Origin of the sequence: Chitinophaga sp. 22308 (assembly GCF_052045305.1) — a bacterium.
Classification (GTDB): domain Bacteria; phylum Bacteroidota; class Bacteroidia; order Chitinophagales; family Chitinophagaceae; genus Chitinophaga; species Chitinophaga varians_A.
This window is the reverse complement of record NZ_JBQEOP010000007.1, coordinates 497,328-516,694: the sequence shown is the minus strand read 5'-3', so window position 1 is coordinate 516,694 and position 19,367 is coordinate 497,328. Positions and strand designations below refer to the sequence as shown.

Genomic DNA, 19,367 nt, shown 5'->3' with positions numbered 1-19,367 from the left:
CTCTGTAAGGGAGCAGCCCTTTTCTTTGCCAGCAAAATGTTAAATCCGGAACAGGACGGTTTTCGTGGCACAACTCTTGGCGGAACGATTACTGAATAAAACTTCGTCACCATGAAAAAGATATTGTTGGCATCCACGCTTGTAGGCACTGCGGCAGCAGGATTGATAATCTATCTGGTTAAAAAAAGCAGGGACAGGATGATTGACCGCTCTGCAGGTGTTCTGGAAGATGATGTACATACGAAACAAAAGATATTCGGGCAGAACCATCATCCGGCACAACAGGAAGATGTTTATAGCAGTGCCATGGGTTAACCGGATTTTAATCCCGTATATGACCGGGGTCATCAAAAAATGACTGCCGGTTTTTTATTTTCCGTTTTTAACGGCCTCCGGCCGGGTCTCCGTCGCGGTTATTTTACACGTGCATTACACGAAATGGGATTTTTATCTACACGAAAAAAAATAACATAGTGATTATGCCGTAATTTTGCGCCGGCATTTCTTTTGAGACCTGCCGGTTGTTAACCGTTTTCGTTTACCATGTGAATAAACTATCCGTAACAATGAAACAGAAGATGTCCTGCTTTGTGATTGATGACATTCGTGACAACAGAAACCAGTTTTTTCTTGCGCTCGATCTGTTACAGGTAACCCAAGCCTGTATTTGCTTTGATAACGCCGCCGATGCGTTGTCCTATGCCACCCGGCAGCCGGGGAAACCCGATTTTATTTTCCTGCACACCCGCAGGCTGGCTGTTGATGGTGCCCGTCAACTGGAAGAAATACTGCAGTCGCCGCTGTTAAAGGATGTTCCTGTTATTTTTTATGCCCCGTCTTTTGATCCGGAAGATATGACCCGGATGAAATTTATGGGCGCTGCTGACTGGATGGTCAAACCCTCCAATCTGCACGCTTTGCGTGACGGACTAAAGCTGATATTTGAGACCGTCAGCGCAAAACAACCCGCGCTGTCTCAGCCGGTTATGGGGGCGCTACTCCCTGCGGTATTGGTGTAGTGTAACAGTAACCTTGCTTTCAACGGGGTTGGCGTGAAAATATTTTCCTGTCTTAAACACCGGTGAGATGATGACACGTTATCAACAAGGAGCATTGCTGAAAGAAAACGGAGAATGTGTTTTCTGTGTATGGGCGCCGTTCAGGAAGAGTGTTACGTTGCTCCTGCTGGGCGGAGAAGAAGTGGCTTATCCGCTCCTCCCGGAAGACAACGGTTACTGGCGTGTTACGGTACAAGACGTCTCGGAAGGCATGCACTATTATTACCTGCTGGATGAGCACCTGCAACGGCCGGACCCTGCTTCCAGACGGCAGGAGAGTACGGTACACCGCGCTTCCTGCGTGACAAATCCCGCCAGCTTTATCTTCACCGATGAAGACTGGAAAGGCCTCCCGCCGGAAGACCTCATCATTTACGAAATACACATAGGCGCTTTTACGCCCGAAGGTACATTTCAGGCAGCCCGAGAACGGCTGCCTGCCCTCGAAGCCCTGGGCATCACTGCCATAGAGCTGATGCCGGTATGCCAGTTCTCCGGCGACCGTAACTGGGGATATGACGGCGTTTACCCGTTTGCGTTACACAACCGCTACGGCACCACCGATGATTTTAAGGCGCTGGTCAACACCGCCCACCATCTCGGAATGGCCGTTATCCTGGACATGGTCTACTGCCGCTCGAGCGCTGAAGGAAACTATCAGCCCGACTACGGCCCTTATTTTACCGAGAAATATTCCACGCCCTGGGGCGCCGGCATCAATTTCGACGATGCCTGGTGTGATCCGGTGCGTGACTTTTATGTCCAGAACGCGCTGATGTGGCTGGATGAATTTCATATCGATGGGCTGCGGCTGGACACGCTGCATACCTGTCAGGATAACAGCGCGCAGCACTTCACCTGGCAATTGTCAGCAGCAGTGGAGGAACTGGAGCAGCAGACCGGCAGACGAAAACTGCTCATCGCGTCCACCGATCTGAACGATCCCCGTTACACCAACCCCGTAGCGGCCGGTGGATACGGCCTTACTGCACAATGGGCCGATGAGTTCCATCATGCGCTGCATAGCCTGCTGACCGGTGAAACACAGGGATACTATGAAGATTTTGGGCAACTGGCCCATCTGGCACATGCGTTTACCAATGCATTTGTGTATACCGGGCAGTATTCCCCGTTCCGTAAACGAAAATTTGGCCGCCGGCTGACAGACAGCGACGCCCGGCATTTTGTGGTCTTCTCCCAAAATCATGAACAAACAGGCAACCGGATGCTGGGAGAACGGCTTAGCACACTGGTGTCCTTTGAAGCCCTGAAACTGGCAGCCTCTGCAGTGATTTTATCCCCCTTTATCCCTTTGTTGCTAATGGGAGAAGAATACGGGGAGAAATCCCCTTTTTTGTTTTTTACGTCCCATGGAGACCCCGATCTGGTGGAGGCCATGAAAAAGAACCGGAGCCGTTGGTTCTCCGCTTTTTTTAATACGAGCAAGTCTATACCAGACCCCCAATTGGAAGATACCTTCCTGCGCAGCCGGCTGCAGTGGGACACTACAACAGCTGCTAACGCTGCCATGCTGGCCTGTTACCGTTTCCTGATCGCTTTCAGAAAACATCGCCCCGCCATGCGTACCCTCTCCAAAGATGTGCTACAGATATTTCCTGCCGGCGAGCTGCCTTTACTGGTCATGAAACGAACCAGCGGACAGGATACGGTGTTGATACTATTGAATTTTGATAAGGCAGTGCAAACTTATCATATGGCCCCAACACCGCTAAAGAAAATATTTGATTCCGCCCATGAAATGTGGAACGGTCCAGGTGTGAAAGCCGCTGATGAAGTATTGGAGAATGAACCGATTTTGCTGCAGCCCCTCTCGGCTGTTGTCTATGAAATGGCGCATCATGAGGAATGAATTCTTTACCCCGGTAGCGACCTACCGCATACAATTTAACAGGGACTTTACTTTCACTGACCTGGAAAAACAGCTTGACTACCTGCACCAGCTGGGTATCACCACTATTTATGCCTCCCCGGTTTTCGAAACGGCGCCCGGAAGCCTGCATGGCTATGATATCACCAATCCACGTGAAATCAACAGCGCTATCGGCTCCCTCGCCCATATGCGCCAGCTGCATGTCAAACTCCGCTCGCTCGGCATGAGCTGGATACAGGATATCGTTCCCAACTACATGGCCTTCCATTGTAATAACACCCGCCTCGTGGACGCGCTGGAAAGAGGCACCGCCTCGCCTTACTACAACTATTTTGACATCGACTGGCACCATCCGGACAAAGACCTGCACGGGAAACTGATGATGCCTTTCCTGAAAAAAAACCTGCGGGAAACCATGGCCGATGGCGGTATCCGTCTTAATTACAACAGGCTGGGGCTGGGACTGGCCACCGGCGCACAAACATGGCCATTGTCTGCGCAGAGTTACAAATGGCTGCTGAGCGTCCTGCCACCGGGAATGGACCCGGTGAAGGACTGGCTTGCGGAAATGAAAGCCAACGTCCTGCAACGACGGTCCCTGCTGGACTGGGAAGCCATGAAATCCATGCTGAAGCCGCCCCGCAAACAGGCATTCCTGCCATTGCTTCATCTGGTCAACAACAATACACCGCTGCTGTATGAATTGCTGGACCTCCAGCATTATACCTTCACCGCCAGGAGTGAGGCAGATTTTCGTATCAACTACCGCCGTTTTCTCGGGGTGAATGAACACATCGCGCTGCGCATGGAAGACAAAACAGTGTTTGACGAATATCATGGCTTCCTGCACCGGCTATACCAGGAAGGCATTATCCAGGGGTTGCGTATTGACCAGATTGACGGGCTGTTGGACCCGGCGCAATACATCTATCATCTGCGGGAACTGTTTGGCAATAATTGTTACATCATCGCGGAAAAAATACTGGCAGGCCATGAAACACTGCCCGAAAGATGGGCGCTGCAGGGGAGTACCGGCTACGATTTCCTGGCCGGCGTAAGCCAGCTGCTGACAGATGTGGAAGGCATGGAAAAACTGGGCCGCTTTTACCGGGCACATTTTCCCAATCTCTCGCAGTATCCGAAACTGGCAGGCAGAAAGAAACAGCTGGTGCTGGAGAAACACATGAATGGCGAATGGGATAACCTGGTGAGGGAAGTATTCCGCCTGAAGCTGGTGCTCCCGGAAACAGACAAAGGCCGGCTTAAAATGGCAATGGGCGATTTTATGGTGTGCCTGCCTGCCAACCGTATCTATCCGGAAGGATGGCCATTGTCGCTCACAGATACGCAGCAGCTGGACAAGGCCGTGGAAGAGGCTATCCTGCGCAATCCGGCAACAGGTACGGCGCTGGAGCTGATTCGTTCCTTCTGGGACCCCGATAAAAAACAACAACAGGCAGTGGCTGCCCTGGCCCTGCTGAAAAAAATCACCCAGTTCGCCGGGCAACTGTACCGCGAAGGGGTGGAGGAAACACTTTTCTACGTGTACAATGCACTGCTGTCGCACAACGAGGCCGGAGACTCGCCGGTACTGAACAAATGCACGCTGGACGGTTTTCACGAACGGATGGCCGTGCGGCAGTACCTCTCGCCCTTTTCCCTCAATACCACCGCCACCCATGACACCCGCTGGGGAGAAGATGCCCGCATCCGGCTCAATGCCCTGACCATCATACCAGACATCTGGATTCAACAGGTGCAGGCCTGGCATACCATGAACCATGAGCATGTCACATTGATCGATGAACAGCCCGCACCGGACCTGAACGACGAATATTTCATCTATCAGGCTGTGCTGGCCTGTCTGCCTGTTTCTGCGGAGGCGGATGCTGATTTTGTGGCCCATATCACTGCCACCTTCCTGAAAGTGGTGCGGGAAGCGAAAGTACACAGCAGCTGGCTGTTGCCGGATACGGCCTACGAGCTGGCCTGCCTGCAGTTCATCGAAAAAATACTGTCGCCAGGCAGCGCTTTTATGGAAGGAATGCACCAGCTGGCAGAAAAACTGGGCGTGCATGCGCATATCTTTTCGCTGGCGCAAACACTCATCAAAATAACAGCGCCGGGCATACCGGATATTTATCAGGGATGTGAGCTATGGGACTTTAGTGCCGGTAGCAACGATGGCCGCCATCTGGTCAATTACCCGCTGCGGCGTAAACTGCTGGCGGGGTGGCAGGAAGAAGACCACGCTCCCGGATGGCCGAAAGAACATGCTGGCGCCAAATCAGCAGTAGGCAGGGAAAAGCTGTACCTGGTCAGTAAAGCGTTACAACTCAGAAATGCCCATACCTCGTTGTTTATTCACGGAGAATATATTCCGCTGACAGCAGGGGAGCGCAGCAGTCAGATTGCTTACGCCCGCAAATACCGCCAGGACTGGTGCATTGTGGTAGCGCCCCTGTTGCCGGCCGCACATCTGGGCAAACATGACCTGGCTCCGTTGGCCCTCCCCGCCAATGCGCCGCAAAAATGGAAGAACGTTTTTACCGGTGATATCCTCACCGCACAAAATGGCCAGCTGTTGTTGCCGGGTACACAGCAATGCCCTGTAGTACTGCTTTTTCCCGTGGCAGACCATAAATTCCACCGCTGATAAAAAACTTTTTCTGATTATTTTAGAATATTGTTTTAAAATTTGAACACTGTTCAATATTTTTGTGCCGTCAAAAAAAAATAAGTTGACCATTACAATATTTCCGACGACTGTTCGTCGTCACAGTTGATATTGGTTTTGTATTTTTAAGTTCATAAGTTTGTAAGATTGCTCACCATGCTCTCATACACTAATCACCGCCCAACTATATGAAACAACCTTCCCTCAAGGAGAAAAAATCGTCGGGTATCTTTGGATTGTTACGGCCATACAAAGGACTGATAAGCCTGTTGGTGCTGTTTGCCCTGCTGGGCAACAGCCTGAACCTGTGGCTGCCTAAAATCATCGGACATGGCATTGATGACTTTTCCCGGGGCGCTTTCGCCTATGAGCCCCTGGTCATCAAATTTGGCCTGGCCGCTTTGCTGATTTTTGTGTTTACCTATTTCCAGAACATCATCCAGACCTATGCATCAGAAAAGGTGGCTAAAAGCCTGCGCGAGCAACTGGCGGAAAAAATATCCCGCCAAAGCTATGCGTGGATGGAACAGTCCAACCCCTCCCGGTTGCTGACCAATCTCACCGCTGACGTGGACTCTATCAAACTGTTCGTGTCCCAGGCCATCGTATCGCTGGTGTCATCGTTCTTCATTATTATCGGCGCCAGTATCCTGTTATTGACGATCGACTGGAAGCTGGCCCTCGTGGTAATTGCCGCCATTCCGATCATGGGGATCACCTTTTTCCTTGTACTGAAGAAGGTAAGGGCCCTGTTTATGAAGAGCCGCGAAGTGATGGACCGGCTCAATAAGGTGATCAACGAAAGTATCCTTGGCGCTGCGCTTATCAACGTGGTGAACTCACAGCAGCGGGAGTACGAAAAATTCCTGGATGCCAACGGAAAGGCGCTGGAATTCGGCCTCTCCATCCTGCGGCTGTTCGCCGGCCTGATTCCGGTGATCGTTTTTACGGCTAATATGACCGGCCTGGCCATCCTCGCGCTGGGCGGCCGCTTCGTGATCGACGGCAGCATGACCATCGGTGATTTTGCGGCGTTCAACAGCTACCTGACGCTGCTGATATTCCCGGTACTCGTGATAGGTTTTATGAGCAACGTGATCGCACAGGCTACGGCTTCCTACCAGCGCATCAGCGGCGTACTGAATTCTCCGGACATGCTGGAAACAGGCACCCTGGTTAAAAAGCTCGATGGCAGCATCTCCTGTGAACATGTGTCGCTCAGCTACGGCGAAAAACCGGTGCTGAAAGATATCTCCTTCTCCGTAAAAGCGGGTTCCAAAATAGCGATCATCGGGCCCACGGCCGCAGGGAAAACACAACTGCTTTACCTGCTGATGCGGTTGACCAAACCCAATGAAGGAACAATAAAAATTGACGGCGAAAATATCGCCGATTACGAAAGCGAATCCTTTCACCAGCAGGTGGGATTTGTGTTCCAGGACAGCGTGGTGTTTAACATGAGCGTCCGGGAAAATATAGCTTTCAGTGACGTGGTCACCGACGCATCACTGGAAAAAGCGATCACCACGGCGGAAGTAAAGGAATTTACCGACCAGCTGCCCGAAAAGCTTAGTACCATTGTATCGGAGCGTGGCACCAGTCTCTCCGGCGGACAAAAACAACGGCTCATGCTGGCCCGTGCGCTGGCATTGGACCCGAAAATACTGCTGCTGGACGATTTTACCGCCCGCGTAGACACCCGCACCGAGCGGAAGATCCTGGCCAACGTACACCGGAACTACCCCGACCTCACCCTCGTGTCTGTCACCCAGAAAATCGGGGCGGTCACCCACTACGATCAGATCATCCTCCTCATGCAGGGCGAAATGATCGCAGCCGGCACCCATGAAGAGCTCATGGAGAAAAGCCCGGACTATGTACAGATTTTTAACTCCCAGCAAAGCACCAGCAATTATGAATTACAATCTTAATAAACCTGTTACGGGAAAAGGCGTGTCAAACTACACAGCTTTCAAAGGCCTGTTGCAACTGATCTCCCATGAAAAGAGCAAACTGGCTTTGGCATTGCTGGCTACCATTGGCAACTCCGGACTGAACCTGCTGGGCCCTTTGCTAACGGCTTATGCCATCGATACCTACGTGATGCATAAACAGTATCATGGGGTGCTGGTATACTCCGCCGTGCTGCTGGTGGTTTATCTGACCGCTTTCGGTGTCAACTATCTGCAAACAAAGCTCATGGGCACAGTAGGGCAACGTACGCTCTATACCTTGCGCAATGCGGTGTTTCATAAGTTGCAGCAACTGCCGGTGGCCTTTTTTAACCAAAACAAGGCCGGCGACCTGATCTCCCGCGTAAACAACGATACTGATAAACTCAACCAGTTTTTTTCACAGGCCCTGATGCAGTTCGTGGGTAGCATTATCTCCATGACCGGTGCCGGCATTTTCCTGCTGACGCTGAACATCAGGCTGGGCGCGCTGGCCCTGTTGCCTGCCTTGCTGGCCCTGATTTTTACCAGGCTGCTGTCCCCCTGGGTGAAAAAGAAAAATGCGGCGAACCTGAAAACGGTAGGCGGACTGAGTGCGGAAATACAGGAAAGCCTCAGTAACTTTAAAGTGGTGGTGGCTTTCGGTCGCCGTGACTATTTCATGCACCGGTTCAATGAAGCCAACCGGAAAAACTATACGACGGCAACTGCCATGGGCATTGCCAACAACGTATTTCTGCCGTTTTACAGTTTGATGTCCAGTATGGCACAACTGCTGATACTGATTTATGGCGTACACCTGATCAGCACTGGTTCTTTTACCATAGGATTGCTGGTCAGCTACATCGCCTATGTCAATTACTTTTACAGCCCGCTGCGGCAACTGGCAACCCTGTGGGCCAACTTCCAGACGGCCATGGCCGGATGGGAGCGTATCTCAGAGATACTGGTGCTGGAAAACAATATGGGCACCATCGACGATCAAACCCGGCAGGAAGCCGCGCCATTGCTGGAAATGAAACAGGTGCACTTCGGCTATGACGAAGGACGTGAGATACTGCACAACATCAACCTCCGTCTCGAGAAAGGAAAAACATATGCGCTGGTAGGCCCTACCGGTGGCGGTAAAACCACCACCGCCTCGCTGATAGCCCGCCTGTATGATCCGGTAAAAGGCCGCGTACTGCTTGATGGAAAAGACATCCGTTCCTTTGCCCCGGCAGAACGCACCCGCCGCATCGGCTTCATTTTGCAGGACCCCATCCTGTTTACCGGCACCGTCCGGGAAAACATCCTGTATGGCAACGAAGAATATGAAAATTACACCAACGATCAATTGGAAGAAGTGATCCGTACCGCCAACCTGGAAAAGTTACTGGGCCTGTTTGAGCATGGTCTGGACACGCAGGTACAGTCGGCCGGAGAAGGGGTAAGCCTTGGGCAAAAACAGCTGATCGCCTTTATACGCGCCGTGTTGCGCAAACCGGACCTTCTGATACTGGACGAGGCTACCGCCAATATCGATACGGTGACGGAAAAACTACTGGGTGAAATACTGGATAAATTACCGGCTACCACCACCAGGGTAATTATCGCGCACCGCCTCAATACCATCGAAAATGCCGATGAAATATTTTTCGTCAATGATGGCGCGGTGACAAATGCGGGATCTTTCCACCAGGTGGTGGACCAGCTGATGCATGGCAACCGTCATTGATTTTCGTATATACGACATCGTTAATTGTTTGAATAACAGTCAGGCCATGAGGCCTGACTGCTTTTTTTTGATATACCTTTGCAGCATGATATCCAACCTTATCCGCCACAGTATTGATTGCCAGTATCAGCAACACGCCCGGCACAATTTTTTTTATCCCGGCAATGAAATCGGCTGGACAGCCGTCACCCGCCGCCTGACAACGGAAGGCGTACCGGAAATACTGGCGCTGCGCGATGCGGACAAGGCCGCGGAAGTGGTGGATTATCTGACAGGAAGCGCCCGCCGCACCTTTTGTGAAGTGAACCAATACTTCGATATGGCCGCCGCCAACACTGCGGCCCTGAAGGAAGTGTATGTCGCCCTGGTGGAGGATATTGTCGCTGCCGCCACATCCGGCAGTTTCCATGAAACACTGCTGACAGCGCGGCATACCAGGCGCCTGCAGCAGTGGTTACAACGCACTCATCCTTTTTTTGAAACATATTACAGCCAGGCCGGTGCGCAACTGAAGCCCGTCGTCTGTGCCGAATATGCGGCAGCAATGCAACTGGACGTCCTGCAACTGGACCCCGCCACATTGAAGGAGCCGGTACTGGATATGGGGTGCGGTACACAGGCCGCCCTGGTACGGCTGTTACGGCAACAGGGTATTGCCGCTTATGGGGTGGACCGGTTTATTGCGGCTCCGGAGGCTTACCTGAAGACGGGCGACTGGCTGGATTTTGTTCTGCCATCGGGTTATTGGGGCACTATCGTTTCCAACCTTTCTTTCTCTAATCACTTTCTGCATCACCACCACCGCAACAGCCCCGATTGTACACGGTATGCCGCCAAATACATGGAAATGCTGCGGGCATTGCGTCCCGGTGGCAGTTACCACTATGCGCCCTCACTACCAATGGTGGAAAAATATCTGTCTCCCGAAGAATTTATCGTCCGCACCATCCCGGTGACAGCCCGGTTTTCCTGTACCATTGTCACCAGGATGCCGGCAGGGGAGCAATAAGTCCCATGCGGCGTGAATGCGCGATCGCCTCTTCACTGTGCCGGAAATAACAGCACGCAATGCCTAATGTCTCCAGGTTACGGGCCACTGCCAGCACTCCCGGTTTCTTTTGAGCGGAGAGGTGGCGCAGGTACACACCGATGATCCGGCGGGGAAAATGGCGGGCGATCGCCTCATAAATGTAGGGGTCCTGCTGGGTATCATCTCCCAGCAGAATAAAGGGCATATGAGGGTAACTTTCCAGTATACGGGCTATACGGGTAAATTTAGTATGATGTTTCCCCCGGCCTGTTTTCAGCAGCTGAGAGAAGCGTTTTAACTGATTCAGCAGGTAAACGCCTTCCGGCAGTTTCCAGGCATGCGAAAATTCCCGGATGTAATCATACAGGTTCCATTCACTGCTGGACACATAAAAAAAGGGATTGGGAATAGGAGGTACGGTATGTCCATGACTGAGCAGCTGATAGTGGCGCACAGCGCCTTCAAACGGGCGCCTGCTGGCGGCATTATGGGTAAAGAGTACTTTCAGTTTTCGGAACGGCTTGTCTGAGTGGGAGATGAGAAACGTGTCATCAATGTCAGATATGCAGCCAAACTGCGTACGATGGGGAATATATATTTCACCGGTGCCGGCTGCAATATTTTCCCCATTTTGTGTATGCGTTACCGTTACCGGATGCCAGCCAGCGGAAGTAGGATACTCCGGTTTCCACTGGAAGTGAAAAAAGCCGTCATCTGCTGTTTTCGCATGGATGGTCTGTCCCTGCCATAGCAGTTGCACAGCGGCAAGGGGCTTGGGTTTCACCATGAACAACCGGAGCAGGGCCCAAATATTGCCCAGCAGGTGATAACGGGTACGCCTCTCCGTAAGGGGGCTGCGGGAGAGCACATGTCCAAATACCTGTAACTCGCCTTCATGGCCGTATCCGTGATAAACTTTTACCACCGTGCCGGTGTTGATGCCGATACGCGCCCACCAGCGCCGGGAGCGGCTGTCTTTTGCGGCGCCATATTTGTATTTGCCGGATGAATGCATATCATGCTACTCAAATGGAAAAGAAGTTAAGATTATTATTCGTTATTAATCCCGCTTCGGGAGCTGCCCGGAAAGTTGCTCCGCAAGAAGCAGTCCAACGTTTTTTGCAGCGCCATGAAAATGTCCGGGGTGAGTCGATGCTGTTGACCGGCAGTCCTGCTGCCGATGAAGCGCGTTTGCTGCAGCTGTTGCACGAAGGCGGGTGGGACGGCGTGGTGGCTGCCGGCGGCGATGGTACGGTGAAGATGGTGGCCACCTGCCTGTTGAACAAGGACATTCCGCTGGGCATTCTGCCGGCAGGTTCGGCCAACGGCATGGCGCGCGACCTGTGCATCCCCGAATCATGGGATGCGGCGCTGGAGCTGTTATTGCAGGCCCATGTCCGTAAAATAGATGTGATACGTATCAATGGCCGGGATATTTCCATCCATCTGAGCGATATCGGGCTGAATGCGTTGCTGGTAAAGTATTTCCAGCGGTCCGGCGTGCGGGGCATGACAGGCTATGCACGGGTGGTACTGAAAACGTTCTGGTACCGGCAGCGGTTTGCGGTGGAAATAGACAACGGAGCTGACCAGCTGTCGCGGGAGGCCTTTATGATCGTACTGGCCAATGCCGGCAAATATGGGACCGGGGCCTGTATTAACCCTGTCAGTGACCTGAGCGACGGTATTTTCGAGGTAGTGCTGGTGAAAAAGATCTCCCTGCTGGAGACGCTCAAAATGTTGTTTGTCCGTCGCCCGTTTAACCCCCATAAAACAGAGATCATCCGGGCCCGGAAGGTCTACATCCATACGCCTAAAAAAGCGGAGTTCCAGATTGATGGGGAGTATATGGGGAAGGTAAATGAGGTGACGGCTGAAGTAATACCCCGCGCCCTGGCCGTTTTTGTCCCGCCGCAGGCGTCACAGGGTTAGCTCGTCGCGGCTGAGGGCATGAAACAGGTTTTGCAGCTGATGCACGTGCACCAGCGGGCGGCCATAGGGCACAAAGCCGTTGGGTGATTCCGTGACCGGCTGGAAACAGCCGTTTTCATGGCGGATATGCAGGCTGTTAAGCCGGTTGTATTTCAGGGAATAGATGTTTTCATCTTCCCCTTCTTCGGGCACGCCGCGAATAAAGTCGAATTTAATCAGCTGGTAAAGGTCCAGTAGTACCGGGTTGGCTTTCTCACAGGGAATTTTACTCCTGGGCAGTCCGGAATTGTAGATATAACCGTCCAGTATCCCTTCCACTACAAAGACTGATTCCTCCATATTGTAGTCAAAATAAGCCACATAGTTGCCAATCCTGATATCTGCTTCGTCGATCATCGGGTCTTGTTTTTACGCCAGGTGAAGCAATATCAGGGCCACCAGTGCAGGCAGCGCCTGGACCAGGAAGATCTTTTTCTCGGCTGTCAGCGCGCCGTAAATACCGGCTACCGCTACACAGCCGAGAAAAAAATCCGCAATATGCCGTGCCCACTCCGGGTCCGAAATGAGCAATGACCAACCTAATCCTGCAGCCAGAAAGCCGTTATACAGGCCCTGGTTGGCAGCGAGTGGTTTGGTGGCAGGGAATAGTGCTTTGGGGAATTTCTGGAAAATCTTAGGCCCTTTGGTGGTCCAGGCAAACATTTCGAACCACATGATGTAGAAGTGTTCCAGCATAACGAATGCGATCAGGAACTTGGCCAATACTAGCATAACTTGAATTTGATGGTTATGCTAAATATAAGAAGAATTATGAACGAATTGCGGATGACGAAAGGTGAATTTTGAGCTGAGAATCCCGTTCACGTTTCGCCATCCCCCAATTCATCAGAAGTTATTTTCTTCAGTGGTCGCATTATTCTTCTTTTTGCCGCGGTTAGTGCCACCTTTTCTGCCAATTGCCGCCATGTGTTCGCGGTTGCGGCTTACTGCCTCGCCACCTTTCTTACCGGCCGCACGGGCTTCTTCAGAGGTAAATTTGTGGGCAACACCTTGCTGATGCGCAGCCCTGCCACCTTCTCTGGAAATAGCACGTTGTTGTTCAGGGTCCATGGATGCAAATCCCCGTTTGCTGTGTTTGGGTTTGTCTGTTGGACTCTTCTCGTGGTTCTCGGCACTCGGTGCGAGTTGTTGATACCTGATGTGTTCCATAATCCTGGATTTTATAGTTTAGTGAACAATATTGCGTAGAAGTCGATCAATATACATGCCACCGGCCGAATCGCCGTATACAGGCGTTTTGCGGTTTCCCCGCATCTGCTGATGGGGCAATTCGTTCCACAATACATAGAATTTTTAACACAGTTTTAGCCCCCTTTCCCCATATTTCTGATTGATTTTGACCGCTATCGGCTGGCGTATAATTTGTTTCATTTACACCTGTTACTTCTTTTTTTAACCCATTTAAATCTTCAAATCATGGCAAAGTATTCCAGGAAGTCTCAGGAGAAAGTGGAAAAATCCATGCATGAGATGCACGAAGGCAAACTTAAAAGTGGCCGAAGTGGCAAAAAGGTAACAAACCCCAAACAGGCGATCGCCATCGGATTATCTGAAGCAAGAAAAGAAGGGGCGAAAGTCCCTAAAAAAGCGGCAGCTAAAAAATCAACCGCAAAAAAATCAACCACTAAAAAATCCAGCGCAAAAAAAGCAGCGCCTAAAAAAGCCGCTGCGAAAAAAACGACGGCTAAAAGAGCCACCGCAAGAAAAACAACCGCCAGGAAAACAGCTGCCAAAAAGACAACTGCCAAAAAAGCAACCACGGCAAAAAAAGCAACACATCGTAAAACATCTGTTAAAAAATCCACCGCCAAAAGAGGGGCCACCGCACATAAGAAAAACACCAGACACCGCGCTATGGCCACTGCGTGAAACAGACCGTTTTATCCTTCTTTTTATATACAAAAAGAGACCGGTAACCAAGTGTCACCGGTCTTTTTATATGGCATACCTATTGCACCTGTGACAGTGGATCAAAACCAGTTTGTATGGAAAAACACAGCATAACGGTGATGATTAAAGGAAAACCATACGGCCTGACCATTAGCATTAACAGGATCGCTTATGAAACCATTTATGAAGTAATCCCTGATGTCCGCGAACATGTATTGGAAGATTTTCAACCCCATTCCCAGACCTTCATGATAGATCATACAGACTCTCCGGAAGGCAATCTGCGTATTGTGGAAAGTGAACAAATAGCCCGCATCATCTGGACTGAAATACTTAACAAAATGGGTGAGCTGTAGGCCTCCTCACATATGCCGCTTTTTTTAGCCGCGCGCCTTTTGTACTTTTGCGGGAAAGCGCGTGGGATCACTATGATGATGGTAACCGATAAAACCTATAAAAATACCAACCGCCGGGAGCGGATCATATTCATATTTAAACTGCTGATATACTCCGGCATCATATATTTTAACCTCGAACATCCGGCGTTCTATGACAAGTTCCCCTGGTTGTTCAAGGTCACTAATGCGCTGTCTTTTTTCCTTGGCGCCAACATCGTTATTTCTATCGCCTGGCTGGTGATACTTTCCTGGTATACCCGCCGCCATCGCACTAAACCACTGGAGAAAGATAACTTCATACTGGGGATTAACCGCATCACTTCTGTGTTAAATACGGTTTTTTTCCTGCTGGCCATCCCCATCTTTTTCGGACAGGACCTGATGCGGCTCATTACCAGCATCACCATCGTGGCCGCGGCGATCGCGCTGCTGACAAAAGACTATATCTCCAATATGATCAATGGCCTGATCGTGATGTTCTCCGATCAGCTGTCCCTCGGCGACCAGGTCAGGATAGGCGAGTATAAAGGCAAAATCATGGACATTACACTGATCAATGTAGTGTTGCAGAACGATGATGACGATATCGTCATCATTCCTAACTCTGTGGTGTTTACCAGCATCGTGGTGAACCAGTCCAAACAGAACATTAAGAAACTAAGCCTCGAATTTGAACTGGACCACAAACATAAATTCACGCCCGAAGAGCTGGAAGCGCGCCTGCGCAGGTCTATAGAAGCCTATCAGCGTTATTACCGGGAAGACAGTTTTTCGCTCAAAACCCTCGAAATAAAAAAAGATTTTGTGCAGTTCAAGCTGCAACTGCTGGTGCCACATTCTGATAAAGAAAAAGAGCGCCTGATAAAACGGGCGCTCAATACGGAAATTATCGCTATCGCGGAAGGCGGTAAAGCTTAAACCATCACCGAAGCGGCAGTCATCTCTGCCAGCAATGTATCAATCTGGGACGTTTCCACATTCGGCATGCAGATAATGTGCGACCAGCCGTTTTCTGAGGCCAGCTGCCATTTCCGGCGGATATTTCCGGGCGGTTCCGGAAATACCACCGTGATGGAATCGGGGTTACGCCAGGCAGCAATGCCGTTTTCCCGGAAACGGTCCACTGCATAGGCGGCTACGGACAGGCTGTGCCGGGCCCTTTTTTCCAGGCCGGCAAGGCCGAGGCTTTTCAGCGCGTACCATAGAAACAACGGACTGTGGCCGTTTCTTGAGCCTGTGATGGTAGTGTCCATACTGCCGATATAAGCAACGGAACGGGCTATCCGGTCACGGTAAGACTTTTTGGCCACCACTACGCCACAGGGGATAGGAGAGCCTATAAATTTATGTCCGCTGATGGCGATACTGTCAGCGCCATCTGCAAAGTCAAAAGCGGGCCTTGGGTCCAGGAAGGAGCAGTAGCTGCCGGACAATGCCCCGTCAGCATGGATGTAATGATGCCGGATGGCCAGGCGCTTCAAAATGTCTTTAATGCGCCCTATGTCGTCTCTGGCTTCGGTCATGGTCGTTCCGATATTGGCCAGCATGATCACCGGCATATGCCGGTTCATGCCCATCGTTTGCTCCAGGTCATTATAGTCAATCTCCCCGTTGGGCAGCGTCCGGATCATGATACTGGGCATATTCAGCAGGTGCAGGTTCTTTTGTACGCTGTAGTGGGTAGCTTCGGAATAATACACCATCGCCTTGGGATACAGCTCCCGCGCGAGGTACAGCCCATACAGGTTGCCTTCCGAACCGCCGTTGGTGACATAACCCCACCAGTCATTGGCCGGCGCACGGAACAGCCGGGCAAAAAATTCCACAACATATTTTTCCATCTCCCGGGAACCTACGGTGTAGGTACAGTCCACAAACGGGTCTCCCAGGTTATTCAGCGGATATTGTAAAAACGGGAACAGCGGACTGTAGTCAAAATCTTTGGATACGGGATATCCCAGGAAGTGCCGGGTGTGGTCTTGTACTTCAGCCAGCAAACGGTCCAGCATAGCCGCATCGGCGGCAGGTAACGGGTGATCTTTCATAATCGGCAATTACAGGTGTATGATGCTGCGAAGCTATGTAAATGCCATTGAAATGAACCAGTATTACGGTAAGATCAGAAAATATATACTATTTTTGGTTGTATTGTAGTTTAAATTAACTAAAAGCGACTGCCCGTGGCCGCTTTTTCAGATAAAATCTTCTGCTATGGACACACTCGATAAAACAGACCGCCGCATCCTGGAAGTGCTCCAGGAAAATGCCCGCCTCAACACCAAGGAAATAGCACATCGTATAGGCTTAAGCGTTACCCCTACTTACGAACGGCTGAAAAAAATTGAGAAAATGGGTGTTATCCGGAACTACGTCACCCTGCTGCACCCTGAGAAAATAGGCAAAACCCTGGTGGCCTTCTGTAATGTGTCGCTGCAGCTGCATTCACAGCCGTTGCTGAAAAAATTTGAACTGGCCATCAGCCAGATGGAGGAAGTGATGGAATGTTATCACGTGGCGGGCACGTTCGATTATCTGCTGAAAGTAGTAGTGGACGATATGCGGCGTTATCAGCATTTTCTGACCAACAAACTGGCGGCGATCGAAAATATTGCGCAGGTGCACAGCTCCTTCGTGATGACGGAGATCAAACACACCACTGCGTTCGGACTGGTATAAACTATCTTCGCAGCACGCTCATGCCGCTGACAGGATTGTCCTGCAACACCACCGTATAGCCGCGGGCGTTAATCTCCTGTTCATCGGAAAGGGGAACGGTGAAACTGAAACAGCTGCCTTCTCCCGGTTTGCTTTCAAACCAGATGTGGCCATGGTTACGCTCCACGAAGTCTTTGGACAGGTGCAGCCCCAGGCCGCAGCCTTTTTCGTTCCGGGTGCCGGTAGTGGAGTAGTATATATTGGAGAAAATGCGGTGCTGATCATCCGTAGGAATGCCGGTACCATTGTCTTTTACTGACACCTGCGCTTCTCCTTTTTCCAGCTGCGCTTTGAGCACGATCTCGCCGCCGCCGGGCGTAAATTTGATGGCATTATTGATGAGATTACGCAGCACGAGCCTGATCATATCAGGATCGGCATATACCAGGATAGCGTTTTTCAGCTCATGGGAGAGCTTTACGTCTTTTTGCCGCGCCATGGTTTGCAGCAGTTCAAATTCCTGGTTGAGCAGTAACGTCAGGTCAAAGTCATCAGCTTTTACACTGATGCCTTTCATCTGGTTGCTGGCCCATTGCAACATATTATCCATCATATACGCAGTATTTTTTACGTCGCGCCACAGTTCATCGGTATAAAAACGGAACTGCTGGGCGTCGATCTTTTCATCTTTCAGCAGGAACAGCAGTCCTTCGAGAATGGCCAGCGGAGACCGCAGGTCGTGGGAGATGACGGAGAATATTTTATCTTTTACCTGGTTGAGGTTTTCCAGCGTGGCGTTCTGTTCGAGGATGATATGGTTTTGCAGGGACACTTCCTGGTTCTTGCTGTTGAGCTGCTGGTAGAGTTCCTGTTGGTGTTTGTACAACCGGTACACCATGGCGGTGATCAGTAACAGGGCGAGGAACAGGGCGGCGCCGGACAGCACCAGTACGCGCTGCTGCTGGATGGTGGCCAGATGCAGCTGTTGCTCCTTTTTAAGCATCACATTTTCCCGTTGCTTTTTCTCCGTTTCATATTTCATGGTGGAGCGGCTGATCTGCCGGAGCTTCTCTATATTAAAGTAATCGATGTTGCGCTCGCTGAAGGCCTGATAATGTTTCAGGGCAGAGGCGTAATCATGTCGCGCGGAATCCAGCCTGGAGCGGATCTTATAATAGATCATCTCATTTTTCACGTTGCCCAGCTTCGAATTGATGGCCAGGGCGGTATCCAGGTTTTTTTCTGCGCTGTTCAGGTCGCCCAGCAAGGTTTGCACTTCAGCCAGGTTCAGGCTGGCTTTGGTGATACCGGGTTGATTATCGGTGTTTTTATAATACCGCGCCGACAGTTCGTGATATCGCAGCGCTGTCTGGTACCGGTGTTCCAGCATGGCCACGATGCCCATGTTCTCGTAGGTATAGGCCAGCCCGCGCTCATCCCGCAGTGACAGTTTGAGTTTTTCGGACCTGGTTAAATAGAGTAGGGCGGAATCGGTTTTTTTCAGGGCGATATAGGCAGAGCCAATATTATTAAGAGTTTTGCTGATTTCGGGGGTTTCTTTTAGTTGCTCTTTTATCTGGAGGGATTTCAGCAGGTAAATTAATGCGTCCCGCGGACTGTTTTGTTCCGTGAAGATGTTACCCACATCATTATTGAGGATGCCGAGGGTGCGCGGTTCACCCTGTGCCTCTGCAAGTTTCAGGGCGGTGAAGGTGAGCTGCAATTGTTTGTCCAGGTTGCCCTTGGTGTTTTCTACCAGCGCAAGGTTACGGGTGGCCCATATTTTTCCTTTGACATAACCCAGTTCATTGCTGATACTGAGGGCTTCTTCTCCCAAACGGGCAGCGATACCTGCGTCTTTGGTAAAGTATAGGCGTGATAGTTGGTTCAGCAGGTCCACTCTGACAGTGTCCCGCTGGAGGTGCGCGTTAAGGTTGGACTGCAGGCTGTCTATTCCGGTTTGTTGCGCTCTGGTGGCAGGGGACAGAAGCAATAAACACAGGGGAATAAAGATACATTTTTTCAAAGGTATGGCCGGCAGCATAAGGTATTATTGTTGGCTGTGACATAGTAGAGCGATTCGGGGACGTACGCTTTAATTATGGCA

Annotated in this window: 18 protein-coding genes; 12 read left to right on the top strand and 6 right to left on the bottom strand. The window is 51.0% G+C overall.

What is annotated here, in order from left to right; translation table 11 throughout:
* Positions 1-111: 111 nt before the first annotated feature.
* From ACTJJS_RS28200 to ACTJJS_RS28170, 7 genes are all read left to right on the top strand, one after another.
* Positions 112-315, top strand: coding sequence for a hypothetical protein (locus ACTJJS_RS28200; protein ID WP_168874351.1), 204 nt, complete (start codon positions 112-114; stop codon positions 313-315).
* Positions 316-566: 251 nt separating this feature from the next.
* Positions 567-1,019 carry a response regulator gene (locus tag ACTJJS_RS28195; RefSeq protein ID WP_440666837.1) on the top strand — a complete coding sequence of 151 codons (453 nt, stop codon included), beginning with the start codon at positions 567-569 and terminating at the stop codon, positions 1,017-1,019.
* Between the two features lie 67 nt (positions 1,020-1,086).
* Complete coding sequence (treZ, locus tag ACTJJS_RS28190) at positions 1,087-2,928, top strand: malto-oligosyltrehalose trehalohydrolase (RefSeq protein WP_440666836.1); 1,842 nt, start codon at positions 1,087-1,089, stop codon at positions 2,926-2,928.
* Positions 2,918-5,605, top strand: a complete 2,688-nt coding sequence (gene treY / locus ACTJJS_RS28185) for a malto-oligosyltrehalose synthase (protein WP_440666834.1) — start codon at positions 2,918-2,920, stop codon at positions 5,603-5,605. Before treZ ends, treY begins: the two co-directional genes overlap by 11 nt.
* Positions 5,606-5,814: 209 nt before the next feature.
* The gene (locus tag ACTJJS_RS28180; protein ID WP_440666832.1) at positions 5,815-7,557 is read left to right on the top strand and encodes an ABC transporter ATP-binding protein; all 1,743 of its coding nucleotides are present in this window, start codon (positions 5,815-5,817) and stop codon (positions 7,555-7,557) included.
* Positions 7,541-9,295: an ABC transporter ATP-binding protein gene (locus ACTJJS_RS28175; protein ID WP_440666830.1), complete on the top strand. Its 1,755-nt coding sequence runs from the start codon at positions 7,541-7,543 to the stop codon at positions 9,293-9,295. Before ACTJJS_RS28180 ends, ACTJJS_RS28175 begins: the two co-directional genes overlap by 17 nt.
* Before the next feature lie 85 nt (positions 9,296-9,380).
* Positions 9,381-10,304: a class I SAM-dependent methyltransferase gene (locus ACTJJS_RS28170; RefSeq protein WP_440666828.1), complete on the top strand. Its 924-nt coding sequence runs from the start codon at positions 9,381-9,383 to the stop codon at positions 10,302-10,304.
* Here ACTJJS_RS28170 and ACTJJS_RS28165 read toward each other — a convergent pair.
* Entirely contained in the window at positions 10,276-11,340 is a 1,065-nt protein-coding gene (locus ACTJJS_RS28165; RefSeq protein ID WP_440666826.1) for an App1 family protein, read from the bottom strand. The genes ACTJJS_RS28170 and ACTJJS_RS28165 overlap by 29 nt on opposite strands.
* 14 nt (positions 11,341-11,354) lie before the next feature.
* Between ACTJJS_RS28165 and ACTJJS_RS28160 the strand changes: the two genes are divergently transcribed.
* The gene (locus tag ACTJJS_RS28160; protein ID WP_247655071.1) at positions 11,355-12,257 is read left to right on the top strand and encodes a diacylglycerol/lipid kinase family protein; all 903 of its coding nucleotides are present in this window, start codon (positions 11,355-11,357) and stop codon (positions 12,255-12,257) included.
* On the opposite strand, the gene ACTJJS_RS28155 is transcribed toward ACTJJS_RS28160, so the two are convergent.
* From ACTJJS_RS28155 to ACTJJS_RS28145, 3 genes are all read right to left on the bottom strand, one after another.
* Positions 12,246-12,653 carry a hypothetical protein gene (locus ACTJJS_RS28155; RefSeq protein ID WP_168874342.1) on the bottom strand — a complete coding sequence of 136 codons (408 nt, stop codon included), beginning with the start codon at positions 12,651-12,653 and terminating at the stop codon, positions 12,246-12,248. The genes ACTJJS_RS28160 and ACTJJS_RS28155 overlap by 12 nt on opposite strands.
* 12 nt (positions 12,654-12,665) lie before the next feature.
* Positions 12,666-13,028 (bottom strand): DUF1304 domain-containing protein, encoded by a 363-nt coding sequence (locus ACTJJS_RS28150; protein WP_440666824.1) that lies wholly within the window; start codon positions 13,026-13,028, stop codon positions 12,666-12,668.
* A 114-nt stretch (positions 13,029-13,142) separates the two neighbouring features.
* A complete protein-coding gene (locus ACTJJS_RS28145) occupies positions 13,143-13,466 on the bottom strand; it encodes a KGG domain-containing protein (RefSeq protein WP_078672819.1) in 324 nt (107 codons plus the stop codon).
* Positions 13,467-13,679: 213 nt separating this feature from the next.
* Here ACTJJS_RS28145 and ACTJJS_RS28140 point away from each other — a divergent pair, with 213 nt between their 5' ends.
* The 3 genes from ACTJJS_RS28140 (at position 13,680) to ACTJJS_RS28130 (ending at position 15,523) form a co-directional block, all read left to right on the top strand.
* A complete protein-coding gene (locus ACTJJS_RS28140; RefSeq protein ID WP_440666821.1) occupies positions 13,680-14,186 on the top strand; it encodes a DUF6496 domain-containing protein in 507 nt (168 codons plus the stop codon).
* 116 nt (positions 14,187-14,302) lie between these two features.
* On the top strand, positions 14,303-14,563 hold the full coding sequence (locus ACTJJS_RS28135) for a hypothetical protein (protein WP_168874339.1): 261 nt from the start codon (positions 14,303-14,305) through the stop codon (positions 14,561-14,563).
* A gap of 72 nt (positions 14,564-14,635) precedes the next feature.
* The gene (locus ACTJJS_RS28130) at positions 14,636-15,523 is read left to right on the top strand and encodes a mechanosensitive ion channel family protein (RefSeq protein WP_440666819.1); all 888 of its coding nucleotides are present in this window, start codon (positions 14,636-14,638) and stop codon (positions 15,521-15,523) included.
* Here ACTJJS_RS28130 and ACTJJS_RS28125 read toward each other — a convergent pair.
* Positions 15,520-16,650, bottom strand: coding sequence for a histidine decarboxylase (locus ACTJJS_RS28125; protein ID WP_440666818.1), 1,131 nt, complete (start codon positions 16,648-16,650; stop codon positions 15,520-15,522). The two genes, ACTJJS_RS28130 and ACTJJS_RS28125, sit on opposite strands and share 4 nt — an antisense overlap.
* Before the next feature lie 166 nt (positions 16,651-16,816).
* Between ACTJJS_RS28125 and ACTJJS_RS28120 the strand changes: the two genes are divergently transcribed.
* Positions 16,817-17,281 (top strand): Lrp/AsnC family transcriptional regulator, encoded by a 465-nt coding sequence (locus ACTJJS_RS28120; protein WP_168874338.1) that lies wholly within the window; start codon positions 16,817-16,819, stop codon positions 17,279-17,281.
* A gap of 1 nt (position 17,282) precedes the next feature.
* Here ACTJJS_RS28120 and ACTJJS_RS28115 read toward each other — a convergent pair whose 3' ends face one another.
* Positions 17,283-19,253 carry an ATP-binding protein gene (locus ACTJJS_RS28115; RefSeq protein ID WP_440666815.1) on the bottom strand — a complete coding sequence of 657 codons (1,971 nt, stop codon included), beginning with the start codon at positions 19,251-19,253 and terminating at the stop codon, positions 17,283-17,285.
* Positions 19,254-19,367: the final 114 nt, after the last annotated feature.

Coding starts and splice junctions, on each gene's coding strand:
- ACTJJS_RS28200 (WP_168874351.1), top strand. CDS start 112: ATGAAAAAGATATTGTTGGCATCCACGCTTGTAGGCACTGCGGCAGCA.
- ACTJJS_RS28195 (WP_440666837.1), top strand. CDS start 567: ATGAAACAGAAGATGTCCTGCTTTGTGATTGATGACATTCGTGACAAC.
- treZ (WP_440666836.1), top strand. CDS start 1,087: ATGATGACACGTTATCAACAAGGAGCATTGCTGAAAGAAAACGGAGAA.
- treY (WP_440666834.1), top strand. CDS start 2,918: ATGAGGAATGAATTCTTTACCCCGGTAGCGACCTACCGCATACAATTT.
- ACTJJS_RS28180 (WP_440666832.1), top strand. CDS start 5,815: ATGAAACAACCTTCCCTCAAGGAGAAAAAATCGTCGGGTATCTTTGGA.
- ACTJJS_RS28175 (WP_440666830.1), top strand. CDS start 7,541: ATGAATTACAATCTTAATAAACCTGTTACGGGAAAAGGCGTGTCAAAC.
- ACTJJS_RS28170 (WP_440666828.1), top strand. CDS start 9,381: ATGATATCCAACCTTATCCGCCACAGTATTGATTGCCAGTATCAGCAA.
- ACTJJS_RS28165 (WP_440666826.1), bottom strand. CDS start 11,340: ATGCATTCATCCGGCAAATACAAATATGGCGCCGCAAAAGACAGCCGC.
- ACTJJS_RS28160 (WP_247655071.1), top strand. CDS start 11,355: ATGGAAAAGAAGTTAAGATTATTATTCGTTATTAATCCCGCTTCGGGA.
- ACTJJS_RS28155 (WP_168874342.1), bottom strand. CDS start 12,653: ATGATCGACGAAGCAGATATCAGGATTGGCAACTATGTGGCTTATTTT.
- ACTJJS_RS28150 (WP_440666824.1), bottom strand. CDS start 13,028: ATGCTAGTATTGGCCAAGTTCCTGATCGCATTCGTTATGCTGGAACAC.
- ACTJJS_RS28145 (WP_078672819.1), bottom strand. CDS start 13,466: ATGGAACACATCAGGTATCAACAACTCGCACCGAGTGCCGAGAACCAC.
- ACTJJS_RS28135 (WP_168874339.1), top strand. CDS start 14,303: ATGGAAAAACACAGCATAACGGTGATGATTAAAGGAAAACCATACGGC.
- ACTJJS_RS28130 (WP_440666819.1), top strand. CDS start 14,636: ATGATGATGGTAACCGATAAAACCTATAAAAATACCAACCGCCGGGAG.
- ACTJJS_RS28125 (WP_440666818.1), bottom strand. CDS start 16,650: ATGAAAGATCACCCGTTACCTGCCGCCGATGCGGCTATGCTGGACCGT.
- ACTJJS_RS28120 (WP_168874338.1), top strand. CDS start 16,817: ATGGACACACTCGATAAAACAGACCGCCGCATCCTGGAAGTGCTCCAG.